Source organism: Streptococcus australis (assembly GCF_901543175.1).
Classification (GTDB): Bacteria; Bacillota; Bacilli; order Lactobacillales; family Streptococcaceae; genus Streptococcus; species Streptococcus australis_A.
This window is the reverse complement of the sequence record NZ_LR594040.1, coordinates 1914191-1928637: the sequence shown is the minus strand read 5'-3', so window position 1 is coordinate 1928637 and position 14447 is coordinate 1914191. Positions and strand designations below refer to the sequence as shown.

Below are 14447 nucleotides of genomic sequence, written 5' to 3'. Positions count from 1 at the left end.
CGATTATCCCCTCCTTTGCTATATTTGATATAAAAAGGTTTACTGTTAGACTTATTTTACCATAGATGCTAGCATTTTTCCACAATCTGTGGAAAAGAATCCACAATGTTTATATTTTTTATCCACAGGTTGGGGGAAAGTGAAGGATTCCCTTGAATTCTTTGGTTTTTTGCTATAAGAAATAGTGGATAAATTTGTGGGTTGAAAAAATAAAAGAACAGCCTTATTCTAGGCTGTTGATAATTCTGTCATATTCTTCTTGGCTTGAAAAAGAAATAATAACCTTTCCAGTATCTTTTTTAGAAAGTTTAATTTCTACATTTAAGCCAAGTAGTTTTTTTAACTTATCTTCCTCATCTTTGATGAAAGAATTACTTTTTTTTTGCTTCTTTTGTTTTTTCTCTGTCAGCAGTGTTTCTAGTTTTCTCACAGAGATGTCTTCATTTTTGATTAGTTGAAAGAAATATTCCTGTTGCTCTTTATCCAAACCAACTAGTGAACGTGCATGAGCTTGAGAAATTTTTCCATTTTCTACTTCAGATAAGATATAATCTGGTAGGGAAAGCAAACGAATAAAATTAGTGATATAAGGACGAGATTTCCCCATTTTATCCGCTATCTCAGTGTGAGTAAATCCTTTTTCTACCAAAGATTCGTAGGCGCGTGCCTCTTCAACTGGATTCAAGTTTTCTCTCTGTAAATTCTCAATGATAGACTGAATCATCATCTCCTGATCTGAGAGGTTCTTCACAACAGCTGGAATAGAAGTGAGACCAGCTAAGAGAGAAGCCCGATATCGTCTCTCTCCTGAAAGGATTTCATAACCAATTACAGGAGATTGACGAACGATGATGGGTTGGATGAGCCCATTTTCTTTGATTGATTGAGCCAATTCCTTTAGTTTATCTGTATCAAATTCTTTTCGAGGTTGATAGGGATTTTTTTGTATTTCTGAGATAGAAATCATTTCAAATTTTTCCATGATTCTACACTAACATATCTTTTACTATCTGTAAAGTTTTCTTTACACTGATGTCAATTAAGACTCTAAATCACCCGAACTCTTATCTAGTTTAATAGTTGTAGTTTCCTCTTTCCCATTTCGATAGTAGGTGATTTTAATGTTGTCTCCGATAGAATGGTTGTAAAGAGCACTCTGTAAATCTGTTGACGAAGAAATCTCCTTGTCGTCAACTTTGGTAATAACGTCGTATTTTTCAAGGTGACCAGATGCAGGCATATTGCTTTGAACAGATCGAACAACTACACCAGAAGTTACGCTACTTGGAATATTGAGTTTTCTAAGATCATTAGCTCCAATATTAGCTAAATTAACCATTTGAATTCCAAGAGCAGGTCGAGTCACTTTACCGTTACTTTCAAGCTGTTTAATAATATTTTGTGCATCATTTGATGGAATAGCAAATCCAAGACCCTCTACAGAAGTTCCCCCATTGCTTGCAATTTTACTTGATGTAATCCCGATAACTTGACCTTGAATGTTTATAAGTGGACCACCAGAGTTACCAGGGTTAATGGCAGTATCTGTCTGAATGGCTTTTGTAGAAATTGCTTGACCATCTTGAGATTTTAGAGAGACATTTCGATTGAGACTTGAAATGATTCCTTGGGTAACTGTATTGGCATATTCGGATCCTAGAGGACTACCAATTGCGATTGCAGTCTCACCAACATTTAGTTTGCTAGAATCTCCAAATTCTGCTAAGGTTGTAACTTTTTCTGAAGAAATTTTTACGACAGCAATATCAGAGAAGGTGTCAGATCCTACAATTTCACCAGGAACTTTAGTACCATCTGCTAAACGGATGTCGACTTTTGAAGCTCCACTGATAACGTGAGTATTTGTTACAAGATAGGCATCTTTGTCGTTCTTTTTGTAAATAACACCGGAACCTTCACTTGCTACCTGTTGAGAGTCGGTATCCGTATCTGTTTCGTCATTTCCAAAAACACTATTTTGCCGATTGGCTGAATAAGTGATGACCGACACAACGGCATCTTTTACCTTATTGACAGCCTGAGTTGTTGCATTTTCATTCTTGTAGGAGGTTTGAGTAACAGTATTTGTAGTGTTATTTGTAGTTTGGCTTCCTTGTTTTTGAGAAAGTTGCAATGTCACGAAACTTCCTAAAGCACCACTTAAAAATCCAATAAGAATGATTACAAGAAATTTGCCTCCTTTTTTGTAAAATGTTTGTAAGTGTTTCATAAACGCCTCCAATTATTTGTTATTTAATTAAAGTATAAACCTATTAACTTAATTCAAACTTAAAAGTTTAAAGTTTTACACAAGTTGTGGATAACTCCTTTTATTCTGTGAATTTGCTCGTTATTTTAGACGATTTTGATGTGTATAAGATGTGAAATAAAGTGTGGATATGATAAAATAAAAGAATGAAAATAAAAATTGTAACAGTTGGAAAACTGAAAGAAAAATATCTTAAAGATGGTATTGCTGAATATAGCAAACGAATTTCACGTTTCGCAAAATTAGAAATGATTGAGCTTGCTGATGAGAAAACGCCTGATAAAGCTAGTGAAATAGAAAATCAAAAAATCTTAGAAACAGAAGGTGCTAGAATTCTTTCTAAAATTGGAGAAAGAGATTTTGTCGTTGTGTTAGCAATTGAAGGAAAAACTCTCTCTTCAGTAGAATTCAGTAAACAGTTAGAACAAGCTTCCATAAAGGGATTTTCTACCCTTACATTTATTATTGGTGGAAGTCTGGGACTATCCCCTACTGTGAAGCATCGAGCGAATCTTTCTGTTAGTTTTGGGCGTTTGACCTTGCCACACCAGTTAATGAGATTAGTCCTTGTTGAACAAATTTATCGTGCTTTTACCATTCAGCAGGGATCTCCTTATCATAAATAGAAGATTGACTTACTTCTTGTTTTTTGATAGAATTGTTATGTTAGGTCTCATAGCTCAGCTGGATAGAGCATTCGCCTTCTAAGCGAACGGTCGCAGGTTCGAATCCTGCTGGGATCAGTACATTAGAGAAGAAGCTGGGAAAACTCCCAGCTTTTTTCTTAAAAAAGTGCATTTCAGGTGCAAAAAAGTACAGTTGAGAAGAAATTTTTCTTACATGGTCTTCATTTTGTATAATAGGGTTGTAAGTTAATTTACAAGAAAAACAATACAGGAGACTTTATTATGAAAAACACAGTTAAATTGGAACAATTCACAAAGCTTACAGAGAAAGAATTGCAGGAGATTCAAGGTGGGGAATTGAGAATTCCAGACGTAATACGCAGTTTTCTTTTTCAAAAAAGAAAATAATTAAAATTAGGGTAGGAAATAATGAATTTATTCGGATTGGCAATGGTTATTCTAGGTCTTTTTATTCTTAGCAGAAATTATGAATGGATTTGTAAAACAACTATAAAAGAATTATATGTGTTCAGTATTTGGCTATTTATATTACAGTTAGTAGTTGAATTTTTCTTTTATTTTGTATCTTTACATGGATTAGGGGTAGAGAAATTTTTATTCCCTTTAGTTATATATGGTTATTTAAGAGGATTAAAGAAATATGATAGGTATAAAGGAATCTTTATTAGTTTATTAATTTCTCTTTTATATCACACTACCCATACATTCATATCAGTAACCCTATCCTCTATAACAGGTGATGGTTTTGTCATAGAACATGAAGGGATGTTTTATTTAGGAGTACTATTACTAACATATTTTGTTATTAAAAAAATTATTACCTATTTCCATTTAGAACTTACCTATTTTGACAAAGACTATCTCTATCCTTTTTTGAAAAAAGTGCTATATGCATTTATCTTCCTACATATCGTCTCTTTTATTTCAGATATCGTGAGTACTATTTCTCATTTAAATAGTTTTGGAAGTATTTTATCATCCGTAGTTTTTGTTGGGCTCCTTTTGACCTTCTTTGCAATGAACTCTTACAAGGTTCAAGTTGAAAAAGAGATTGCTTTGAAGCAGAAGAAATTTGAACAAAAGCATTTACAGAATTATACAGATGAAATTGTAGGTTTGTATAATGAAATTCGAGGTTTTCGTCATGACTATGCAGGTATGCTTGTCAGCATGCAGATGGCAATTGACAGTGAAGATTTACAAGAAATTGACAGAATTTACAATGAAGTATTAGTAAAAGCGAATCAAAAACTGCGTTCAGAGAAATATACTTACTTTGATTTGAATAACATAGAAGATTCAGCTTTACGTAGTTTGATTGCTCAATCCATTGTCTATGCACGAAATAATGATGTAGAGTTTACATTGGAAGTAAAGGATATTATTACTAGATTGTCAATGGATTTACTTGATCTTGTTCGCATCATGAGTATTCTCTTAAATAATGCAGTTGAAGGTGCTGCAGACAGTTACTTGAAACAAATGGAAGTTGCAGTCATTAAAATGGATTTTGAAACAGTTATAGTCATCCAAAATTCATGTAAAATCACTATGACGCCTTCAGAAAACTTATTTGCCTTAGGTTTCTCTACTAAGGGAAGGAATAGAGGCCTAGGACTTAATAATGTCAATGAGATTTTAGATAAGTATGACAACATTATTTTAGAAACAGAGATGGAAGACAACACATTTAGACAAATTATTAGATTTAAGAGGGATTTTGAATGAAAGTACTAATTTTAGAAGATGTTATTGAGCATCAAGTGAGACTTGAGAGAATATTGAATGAAATTTCAGAGGAATCAAATATTCCTATTTCATATAAGACAACAGGAAAAGTTCGTGAGTTTAAGGAATATATCGAAAATGATGAAGTTAACCAGCTTTATTTCCTAGATATCGATATTCATGGAATTGAGAAAAAGGGCTTTGAAGTGGCACAGTTTATTCGCCATCACAATCCCTATGCTATTATTGTTTTTATTACTAGTCGATCTGAATTTGCTACTTTGACTTACAAATACCAGGTATCAGCCCTAGATTTTGTTGATAAAGACATCAATGATGAATTGTTTAAAAAACGTATCGAGCAGAGTATTTTTTACACTAAGAGCATGTTGCTTGAAAACGAAGATGTTGTAGACTATTTTGATTATAACTATAAGGGAAATGATTTGAAAATCCCTTACCATGATATTTTGTATATCGAAACCACAGGTGTTTCTCATAAACTGCGAATTATTGGTAAGAATTTTGCTAAAGAGTTCTATGGAACCATGACAGATATTCAGGAAAAGGACAAACATACCCAGAGATTTTATTGCTCCCATAAATCTTTTCTTGTTAATGTGGGAAATGTTAGAGAAATTGATCGAAAAAATTTAGAAGTTGTTTTCTATGAAGATCATCGTTGCCCGATTACTCGTTTGAAAGTTCGCAAACTGAAAGATATTCTGGAGAAAAAAACTAAAAAGTGATTGACAATTAGTAAGAAATTGATATAATGGTTATATCTGCTACAGATAGATGGTCCGTTGGTCAAGGGGTTAAGACACCGCCTTTTCACGGCGGTAACACGGGTTCGAATCCCGTACGGACTATACTATCCGCCATAGCTCAGTTGGTAGTAGCGCATGACTGTTAATCATGATGTCGTAGGTTCGAGTCCTACTGGCGGAGTCAGATAAAAAAGAACATCAGACGATGTTCTTTTTTATTCTTAGTTTGTATCACCTAACATTTTTATAAGGAAGTCTGTCATTTCTTGCGGGCTTTCTTTTTTTCCGTGAGCAATCCAGGTCTGGCAAACTCCAAATAGGGCATTTGTTAGATAAATGCTACTGTATTCTAATTCAATTGGATTTAGTTGTAGTTTCATAAAGCGTTTCTGAAGGTCAGTGCTAAGTATAATATGAAACTTATTTCTCAAGAAATTTTGGATTTCTTTTGTACCATTTTCAGATAAGAGTGCAGCCAAGAGTGGTTCAGATTCTAGATATTCAAACACTTCTAAAATAGCATCTCTTTTGTGATCAGCATGTTTTTGAAAAATATATTCAAAAGTATGAAAGAGTTTACTTTGGTAGTGTTCAATCATATCATACTTGTCTTTATAGTGAGTATAGAAGCTGGAACGACTAATTCCGGCTTTTTCAGCTAACTTGACCGTAGAAATTTGATCAAAGGGTTGTTCCATCAGTAATTGTACCATAGCATTTTCAATAGTACGTTTTGTTTTTAAGCGTTTGTTACTTTCTTTCATAATTCCTCCTTGTAGACAAATTAGACAATATGTCTAAAAAGTAATTTTTTATCTTGTAATTTTGATTTTTTTATGTATAATCTATTATATCAAAATTTTAGACAATATGTTTAAAAAAAGGAGGAAATATGTTTAAAGAATGGAAAGCAATATTTAAAAAACCAATCTTTATCATTGTAATGATAGGGATTTCTCTCATTCCAGCTTTATACAACATTATATTTTTATCATCCATGTGGGATCCTTATGGGAAATTATCAGAGCTACCTGTTGCAGTTGTCAATAAAGATAAGGAAGCTTCTTATAATGGACAGACGATGACAATAGGTGAAGACATGGTGTCTAATTTAAAAGAAAATAAGACTCTAGATTTTCATTTTGTTAATGAAGAGGAAGGGAAAAAAGGTCTAGAAGATGGTGACTACTACATGGTAGTAACTTTACCAAGTGACTTATCTGAAAAGGCTACTTCTATCCTAACTAATCATCCTGAACAGATGCAGATTGATTATCAGACGTCAAGTGGGCATAGTTTTATTGCAAGTAAGATGAGTGATTCTGCTATGACACAATTAAAACAAACCGTTTCTACTCATGTTACTGAAACGTATACCAAGGCTTTATTTCAAAAATTGAATGACTTGAAGTCTGGGATAAACAAGGCAGCTGATGGAAGTGAACAATTGGCTAATGGAGCAAATCAGTTGGTGACGGGAAGTCAAACATTGACGGCAAATCTTAATACTCTAGCTAACTCAAGTGTAACTTTTTCAAATGGAGCTGATCAATTTACAAAAGGCTTGTCTGCCTATGTATCTGCCATAGAGCAATTACATCTTGGTTTAGGGGCTTTTAATAGTGGTTTACAAAGTTATACAAATGCCGTTTCACAAGTTGACACTGGACTTGGTAAATTATCTTCAAAAACTCCTGAGTTGGTGACAGGTATAAATCAGCTAAATACAGGCATAAAGTCTTACACAGGTGGCGTTTCACAACTGGATGCAGGTCTCAGTCAATTTTCAGTTGGTGTAAATGCTTATACAAGTAGTGTAGAAAAACTTTCCAGCGGAACGAGTCAATTATCCAACCAATCAGATACACTAAGAGATGGAATAGAGCAATTAAATACTGGTATTAAAGAAATTTCAAGTCAATTGGGATCTTCATCTCAACAAAATGAACAAATAACTCAATTGGCGACTAGTCTAGGGGAACTGAATAAAATACTACAAGCTCTTACGATATCGGATAATACTCAACTGAAAAGTACATTATCAGAAGCTTTGCCAAATCTAACAACTCTTGCTCAGGATATTGTAACCAAAAGTCAGACAGAACAAAAGAAAACTATAGCTAACCTTCAATCAACAGCTACTTATCAATCTCTCACAGAGGAACAGAAGAAAGAACTGACAGAAGCTATTTCTAAAAATTCTAATTCTACTATTGAGTCAGCAAGAACAATTTTAACGACAGTAGGGGGATTAAAAGAAAGTATAGAGAATTCAGAACAACAAGTAACTAATCTATCTGATGTGCAGGCGAAAGCAAATCAACTCTTACCTGTAGCATCTAGCTCCTTGACAACATTGTCAAATGGATTTACAAAATTGCAAACTGCTTTAGATAATCAGTTGGTTCCAGGAAGTCAGTCAATTGAAAAAGGGGTTGTAAACTATACTAAGGGACTGAACACAATTTCTATAGGTGCCAATAAACTAAGTGAAAAGAATGCAAACTTAACAACTAGTCTAGATCAATTAGTTTCTAGATCAAGTAAGTTGACAGAAAATACATCAACCTTGACAGCTGGAGCAGATGCGTTAGCTGGAAAAACTCCAGAATTAGTATCAGGTATAGAAAGTTTGTCATCTGGTTCTGCTCAATTGAATAATAAGAGTCCAGAGCTAATAGCAGGTCTTACTAAATTACAATTTGGCTCTGATCAATTAACAGATAAATCAACACAGTTACTTTCTGCAGCATCTCAACTAGGAAGTGGTGCTATGAAGATTGCAGATGGTACTGGAAAACTAGCAGAAGGTGGAACAAGCTTAACCTCTGGTCTTGAAGATTTACAGACAGGAGTTGATTCATTAGGACAAGGATTAGGAAATGCTAATAATCAGCTCAAATCAGCTTCAACAGAATCTGAAAATGCAGAAACATTATCTGAGCCTCTAGTTCTTTCAAAAAGAGATAATGATCAAGTTCCTGTAAATGGGATTGCCATGGCTCCTTATATGATATCAGTTGCTCTTTTTGTTGCTGCTATATCTACCAATATGATTTTTGCGAAGTTACCTTCTGGACGTCATCCAGAGAGTCGTTGGGCTTGGTTGAAGTCTCGTTCTGAAATAAATGGGATTATAGCTATCTTAGCAGGTGTCCTAGTTTATGGAGGTGTCCATCTTATTGGATTGACTGCTAATCATGAGATGAGAACCTTGATTCTGATTATAATCACAAGTTTAGCTTTCATGTCTATGGTGACAGCTTTAACAACTTGGAATAGCCGTATAGGAGCTTTCTTCTCTCTTATTTTACTTTTATTACAGTTAGCATCAAGTGCAGGGACCTATCCCCTTGCTTTAACAAATGATTTCTTCAAAGGTATCAATCCTTGGTTACCAATGAGTTACTCTGTATCAGGCTTACGACAAACAATCTCTATGACAGGAAATATTCATCATCAAGTGATTTTCCTTATTATAACTCTAGCTTTATTTACTGCTTTAGGTATGCTAGCTTATCAACCTAAGAAAATGGAAGAAGATTAAAAAGATTGACCAAGGAATTGGTCAATCTTTTTCTGTCTTAGATAAATTTCGTCTGTGATTATAGATCCCAAAAAGAAGAAGGGCAGTTAGTGAGCAGGCTGCTCCAATAACAAAACCATTGGGGATAAAGGAAAGTGTAATGGTGCCTTTTCCCTTTGGAACATCAACTTTCATAAAACCAGTCTGAGCCTGCTTGATTTCAAGTTTTTTCCCATCTTGATAAGCAGACCAACCTTTGTCATAAGGAATGGTGAAGAAAATAGAGGTATCCTGTTTGACTTCATATATAGCAAAGACTTTATTTTTAGAAGTGGATACTTCTACAGGCTGTTCTTTAATCCTCTGGATTGCCTCAGTCAAAGCTTGGGTATCTAAACGATAGAAGGTTGGAGATTCAAATGACACTTGAGAATTTCCGGGAAAGCTAACACTGATATTGAAAGTTTTTTGTTCCTCAGTATAGCCTAAATTAAAGAAATTGAAAGCATTGTCAGTTGTAAAAGTCTTCTTTTCTCCATTGACAAAGATGTCAACCTTCTTTTGTTTATCATTAGTAAAATGAAGGTTTGAAAAAGAGAGATAGACTTGACTATTTTGAGGAACTTCAATCTGATAATCAATCTTTGCATCCTCATTCGTAGAACTTGTGATGCTTGTTAAACCATCAGAATTATCTGTTTTATCATAAGCTATTGGATAGAAGTAATCTAAGTTGAGATTAGCAAGCTGGTTTATAAACAAAGCCTGATTATCCAGAGTATGATTATTAAAGTTTACATCTGTGTAAATAGATTGAGTAGCAAAAGCAATGGGGAGGGAAAGTTGATTTTTATATAAGGTTAAATGATCCTTTTGATAAATCTCTTGAAATCCATATTTATCAAGGGGAGTTTCTGAAATATTATACTGGATTCCAAATAAACTGTCCGCCAAAATGCTGTTATTTGCATAACGGAGATTGAGATTGGTTCCAGAGGATTTGAATCCAAGTTTATCTAAACTAGTGCTAGCTGAACGATTTCGTACAGACGAGAATTGAGAGATTCCATTGTAGTTAAATTTCATACTGTCATTTCCTGTTTGAATTTGCAGTTTCTCAGTACGTGTAAATGGATTGTCAATTTGTTTTATAATGGATTCCATAGCAGTGACATCTCTATTATAGGCGCTACGAGAAGCAAAGGCCCATTCTTTGGCTATTCCTTCCATTTGAACTGAAGCATTTAGGCTTATCTCAGCTGTTATAAATAAAGACAAAAGAATTGCAAATAGATTTACAGAGATAAATTTTCTGATGATTGCAAGGAGTAAAAGAGCATAAACTAGGAGAAATTCAAGAGTGAGTAGGATATTCAAATCTGTTAAAAAAGAATAGTGTGATTTAAAGTATACAGTAGCCAAAAATCCTGCTAGTACAAGAAACAGTGACAGAAATAGATTCCATAGCTTCAGTTCTTTCAGACGATTTAAGACTTCTGCTGCAGTATAAATTAACAGAGTAGAAAAAATCCAAGCATAGCGATGCAAAAACATATTTGGAGTATGCATCCCCTGCCAAAATAAATCAAGTGCCTCAATGTAAAAGCTTGTTATTAAAAAAGTGAAGAAGACTGCATAGGTAAGTTTCACGTGAAACCTTATGGATTTTATTGTGAAAAATAGAATGGTTAAAATAAAAGGAAGCAATCCAACAAAAATCATTGGGATAGATCCATACTTAGTTGTATCAAAAGATCCAATGAATTGTTTTGCGAAAATATCCAAATACCAGCTACTGTCTGTCTTTAATTTTGTGATAGCAGTTAACTTCTCTCCATGAGTTTGTAAATCAAACAATGTAGGAAGAGTCATAATCAAACTAGCCATTCCTGCTAAAAAGGAGGTAACAACAAAATCAAGAAAAGATGATTTTCGATTTTTAAAGTCCCAAGAAATTTGGCAGAGATACCAGAAAATTAGAAACAATGCTGTCATATAGCCAAAATAGTAGTTTTGAATAAACAAGATTGACAGACTTGTAAAGTATAGCAGGCGCTTCTTTTCTGTTATAAGCATGTGTAAGCCAGTTATAATTAAAGGAATCAAGATAAAAACATCTAGCCAGGTTTTTATCTCTAACTGACTAACGGTAAAGCTCATTAGAGCATAGGAAGTAGATAAGGATAGTTTTAAAGATTTCGGAATATCTTTAAATAATCTATTTAGACTAAAGAAGGTTGACAATCCAATCAAGCCAAACTTTAAGAGTGTTGTCAGATATACAGCATCTGGCATATTTGAGAGATTAAAAAAGTAAACTAGAGGTGAGAGAAAACTACCCAAGTAATAACTAGATAGAGCATAGAAATTCAGTCCGAGGCCACTTGTAAAGGTGTAAAATAAACTACCATTCCCATGTAGAATATTCCGTAAAGCCACATCAAAAATAACGTATTGATGAAAACCGTCTCCTAATAGTGGGGATGTATCACTATTCCAGTAGATACCTTGAGATAGATATACTCCAGACATAATCACTACAGGAATGATGAAAGAAATAAAATAGGTCCAATATGTTTTAAAAAATGATTTCATGTTACCTCGTAGAATGATAGAAAACTCAGTTGGTTAACCCAACTGAGTTTTGAAGTCTTATTTAGTCTTTCCAAAGGTCTTTGACTTTTGCTTGTACTTCTGCATTTTCTAGGAATTCATCATAGGTTTCATCGATGCGATCGATGACGCCATTCTTAGACAAAACAATAATATGGTTTGCCAAAGTTTGAATGAACTCGTGGTCATGACTGGCAAAGATGATCGATTCTTTGAAGTTTTTCAATCCATCGTTCAAACTTGAGATAGATTCTAAGTCTAAGTGATTTGTTGGATCATCAAGTACAAGGACATTTGATTTCAAAAGCATAAGTTTTGAAAGCATGACACGAACTTTTTCTCCCCCTGACAAGACATTTACAGGTTTGTTAACCTCATCACCAGAGAAGAGCATACGACCAAGGAAACCACGTAAGAAGGTATTATCGTCTTCTTCTTTACTTGCAAATTGACGCAACCAGTCAAGAATTGATTCTCCTCCTGCAAAATCAGCAGAGTTATCTTTTGGTAAGTAAGAGCGACTAGTAGTAACTCCCCACTTAACAGTTCCTTCATAGTCAATGTCACCCATGATTGCACGAATTAATGCAGTTGTTTGGATGTCATTTTGTCCAATAAGAGCTGTCTTATCACCTGGACGCAAGATGAAGCTGATATTATCTAAAATAGTCTCACCATCAATCTTTACAGTTAGATTTTCTACTGTCAAGAGATCGTTACCAATCTCACGCTCTGCTTTAAAGTTGATAAATGGATATTTACGACTGGATGGAACAATTTCTTCTAATTCAATCTTATCAAGCATTTTTTTACGAGACGTTGCCTGTCTTGACTTAGAAGCGTTGGCGGAGAATCGAGCAACGAATTCTTGTAATTGCTTAATTTTTTCTTCCGCTTTGGCATTACGGTCTGCTAGCAATTTCGCAGCAAGCTCAGAAGATTCCTTCCAGAAGTCATAGTTTCCGACATAGAGTTTGATTTTTCCAAAGTCAAGGTCGGCCATGTGAGTACATACTTTGTTTAAGAAGTGGCGGTCGTGGGATACAACGATAACTGTGTTATCAAAGTCAATCAAGAAGTCTTCTAGCCATGTAATTGATTGGATATCCAAACCGTTGGTTGGCTCGTCCAAGAGCAGAACATCTGGTTTACCGAAAAGTGCTTTGGCAAGGAGAACTTTTACTTTTTCACCATTTGCCAATTCGCTCATGTTTTGGTAGTGCAATTCTTCTGGAATATTTAGGTTTTGAAGTAGTTGAGATGCTTCACTCTCTGCTTCCCAACCACCTAGTTCGGCAAATTCACCTTCAAGTTCAGCTGCACGAACACCATCTTCATCAGAAAAATCTTCCTTCATGTAAATAGCATCTTTCTCTTTCATAATGCTATAGAGTTTTTCATTTCCCATGATAACGACATCAATTGCACGTTCATCTTCATAGTCAAAGTGATTTTGACGAAGAACAGAGAGACGTTCATCTGGACCAAGAGAGATGTGACCCGTTGTAGGTTCGATATCACCAGCTAAAATTTTTAAGAATGTAGACTTCCCAGCACCATTAGCACCAATTAATCCGTACGTATTTCCTTCTGTAAATTTGATGTTGACATCATCAAAAAGTTTGCGATCACTAAAACGTAGTGAAACATCAGATACTGTAAGCAATGTTTTTCTCCTATAATATGTAATACATTTATTCTACTAGAAAAGAGAGAAATATTCAAATTTTTATTTGTCAATTTTATGTCAACTAAGTTTACAGTTATATTTACAGCGAATCAGCTCTTTGATTTAAATAAATTTCTGTTATTTTAACAAAAAAATGCTATAATTGAAGAGACCATTTCGAAGGAGAAAAAAATGACGAAACCCATTATTTTAACAGGAGACCGTCCAACAGGTAAACTACATATTGGACATTATGTTGGTAGTCTAAAAAATAGAGTGTTACTACAGGAAGAAGATAAGTATGAGATGTTTGTTTTTTTGGCGGACCAACAAGCGCTGACAGATCACGCCAAAGATCCTCAAACGATTGTAGAGTCTATTGGGAATGTTGCCTTGGATTACCTAGCAGTTGGATTGGATCCAAGTAAATCAACTATCTTTATTCAAAGTCAGATTCCAGAGTTGGCTGAGCTATCTATGTACTATATGAATTTGGTGTCACTAGCTCGTTTGGAGCGTAATCCGACAGTAAAAACAGAGATTGCTCAAAAAGGATTTGGGGAAAGTATCCCGACAGGTTTTTTGGTTTATCCAATTGCTCAGGCAGCGGATATTACAGCCTTTAAGGCTAATTATGTTCCTGTAGGAACAGACCAAAAACCAATGATTGAACAAACTCGTGAAATTGTTCGTTCCTTTAATAATGCTTATCATTGTGATGTATTGGTGGAGCCAGAAGGTATTTATCCAGAGAATGAGAGAGCAGGACGTTTGCCAGGCCTAGATGGAAATGCTAAAATGTCTAAATCCCTCAATAATGGTATTTATCTAGCCGATGATGCCCATACTTTGCGTAAAAAAGTCATGAGTATGTATACAGACCCGGATCATATTCGGGTTGAGGATCCAGGTAAGATTGAAGGAAACATGGTTTTCCATTATCTAGATGTTTTTGGTCGTCCTGAAGATGCTCAAGAAATTGCAGAGATGAAAGAACACTATCAACGTGGTGGTCTTGGTGATGTGAAGACGAAACGCTATCTACTCGAAATACTTGAACGCGAACTTGGCCCTATTCGTGAGCGCCGTATCGAATTTGCTAAGGATATGGGAGAAGTGTATAATATGCTTCAAAAAGGGAGTGAGAAAGCTCGCGAGGTTGCAGGGCAAACTCTATCTGAGGTTAAGGAAGCAATGGGACTTCATTATTTTAAATAAGCTTACA

The 14447-nt window shown here is 34.7% G+C and carries 11 protein-coding genes and 3 tRNA genes; 9 read left to right on the top strand and 5 right to left on the bottom strand.

The window, feature by feature from the left end:
- Positions 1–223 precede the first annotated feature (223 nt).
- Positions 224–982, bottom strand: a complete 759-nt coding sequence (locus FGK98_RS09875; protein ID WP_138101015.1) for a ParB/RepB/Spo0J family partition protein — start codon at positions 980–982, stop codon at positions 224–226.
- A gap of 57 nt (positions 983–1039) precedes the next feature.
- Complete coding sequence (locus FGK98_RS09870) at positions 1040–2230, bottom strand: S1C family serine protease (protein WP_138101014.1); 1191 nt, start codon at positions 2228–2230, stop codon at positions 1040–1042.
- A gap of 185 nt (positions 2231–2415) precedes the next feature.
- On the opposite strand from FGK98_RS09870, the gene rlmH reads away from it, so the two are divergent.
- The 7 genes from rlmH (at position 2416) to FGK98_RS09835 (ending at position 5595) form a co-directional block, all read left to right on the top strand.
- Positions 2416–2895, top strand: a complete 480-nt coding sequence (rlmH, locus tag FGK98_RS09865) for a 23S rRNA (pseudouridine(1915)-N(3))-methyltransferase RlmH (protein ID WP_138101013.1) — start codon at positions 2416–2418, stop codon at positions 2893–2895.
- A gap of 43 nt (positions 2896–2938) precedes the next feature.
- Positions 2939–3012: transfer RNA gene (locus tag FGK98_RS09860), tRNA-Arg, on the top strand.
- Positions 3013–3177: 165 nt separating this feature from the next.
- Positions 3178–3303 (top strand): competence-stimulating peptide ComC, encoded by a 126-nt coding sequence (gene comC / locus FGK98_RS09855; RefSeq protein ID WP_138101012.1) that lies wholly within the window; start codon positions 3178–3180, stop codon positions 3301–3303.
- A gap of 21 nt (positions 3304–3324) precedes the next feature.
- Positions 3325–4644: a competence system sensor histidine kinase ComD gene (gene comD / locus FGK98_RS09850; protein ID WP_138101011.1), complete on the top strand. Its 1320-nt coding sequence runs from the start codon at positions 3325–3327 to the stop codon at positions 4642–4644.
- Positions 4641–5393, top strand: coding sequence for a competence system response regulator transcription factor ComE (gene comE / locus FGK98_RS09845; RefSeq protein WP_045592607.1), 753 nt, complete (start codon positions 4641–4643; stop codon positions 5391–5393). The genes comD and comE overlap by 4 nt, the downstream gene beginning before the upstream one ends.
- 51 nt (positions 5394–5444) lie before the next feature.
- A tRNA-Glu gene (locus FGK98_RS09840) sits at positions 5445–5516 on the top strand.
- A gap of 5 nt (positions 5517–5521) precedes the next feature.
- Positions 5522–5595 (top strand) — tRNA-Asn (locus FGK98_RS09835).
- 40 nt (positions 5596–5635) lie between these two features.
- Here the strand turns inward: FGK98_RS09835 and FGK98_RS09830 are convergent.
- Positions 5636–6178 carry a TetR/AcrR family transcriptional regulator gene (locus FGK98_RS09830; RefSeq protein ID WP_138101010.1) on the bottom strand — a complete coding sequence of 181 codons (543 nt, stop codon included), beginning with the start codon at positions 6176–6178 and terminating at the stop codon, positions 5636–5638.
- Positions 6179–6306: 128 nt separating this feature from the next.
- Between FGK98_RS09830 and FGK98_RS09825 the strand changes: the two genes are divergently transcribed.
- Positions 6307–8961 carry a YhgE/Pip domain-containing protein gene (locus FGK98_RS09825; protein WP_138101009.1) on the top strand — a complete coding sequence of 885 codons (2655 nt, stop codon included), beginning with the start codon at positions 6307–6309 and terminating at the stop codon, positions 8959–8961.
- Between the two features lie 21 nt (positions 8962–8982).
- Here the strand turns inward: FGK98_RS09825 and FGK98_RS09820 are convergent, their stop codons facing one another.
- Both FGK98_RS09820 and FGK98_RS09815 read right to left on the bottom strand, forming a co-directional pair.
- Positions 8983–11535 carry a YfhO family protein gene (locus tag FGK98_RS09820; RefSeq protein ID WP_138101008.1) on the bottom strand — a complete coding sequence of 851 codons (2553 nt, stop codon included), beginning with the start codon at positions 11533–11535 and terminating at the stop codon, positions 8983–8985.
- Positions 11536–11596: 61 nt separating this feature from the next.
- Positions 11597–13219 (bottom strand): ATP-binding cassette domain-containing protein, encoded by a 1623-nt coding sequence (locus tag FGK98_RS09815; RefSeq protein ID WP_138101007.1) that lies wholly within the window; start codon positions 13217–13219, stop codon positions 11597–11599.
- Positions 13220–13414: 195 nt separating this feature from the next.
- Between FGK98_RS09815 and trpS the strand changes: the two genes are divergently transcribed.
- The gene (trpS, locus tag FGK98_RS09810; RefSeq protein ID WP_138101006.1) at positions 13415–14440 is read left to right on the top strand and encodes a tryptophan--tRNA ligase; all 1026 of its coding nucleotides are present in this window, start codon (positions 13415–13417) and stop codon (positions 14438–14440) included.
- Positions 14441–14447 lie beyond the last annotated feature (7 nt).

Excerpts from the sequence above, each read along its gene's own strand:
- FGK98_RS09875 (WP_138101015.1), bottom strand. The coding sequence starts at position 982 with ATGGAAAAATTTGAAATGATTTCTATCTCAGAAATACAAAAAAATCCC.
- FGK98_RS09870 (WP_138101014.1), bottom strand. The coding sequence starts at position 2,230 with ATGAAACACTTACAAACATTTTACAAAAAAGGAGGCAAATTTCTTGTA.
- rlmH (WP_138101013.1), top strand. The coding sequence starts at position 2,416 with ATGAAAATAAAAATTGTAACAGTTGGAAAACTGAAAGAAAAATATCTT.
- comC (WP_138101012.1), top strand. The coding sequence starts at position 3,178 with ATGAAAAACACAGTTAAATTGGAACAATTCACAAAGCTTACAGAGAAA.
- comD (WP_138101011.1), top strand. The coding sequence starts at position 3,325 with ATGAATTTATTCGGATTGGCAATGGTTATTCTAGGTCTTTTTATTCTT.
- comE (WP_045592607.1), top strand. The coding sequence starts at position 4,641 with ATGAAAGTACTAATTTTAGAAGATGTTATTGAGCATCAAGTGAGACTT.
- FGK98_RS09830 (WP_138101010.1), bottom strand. The coding sequence starts at position 6,178 with ATGAAAGAAAGTAACAAACGCTTAAAAACAAAACGTACTATTGAAAAT.
- FGK98_RS09825 (WP_138101009.1), top strand. The coding sequence starts at position 6,307 with ATGTTTAAAGAATGGAAAGCAATATTTAAAAAACCAATCTTTATCATT.
- FGK98_RS09820 (WP_138101008.1), bottom strand. The coding sequence starts at position 11,535 with ATGAAATCATTTTTTAAAACATATTGGACCTATTTTATTTCTTTCATC.
- trpS (WP_138101006.1), top strand. The coding sequence starts at position 13,415 with ATGACGAAACCCATTATTTTAACAGGAGACCGTCCAACAGGTAAACTA.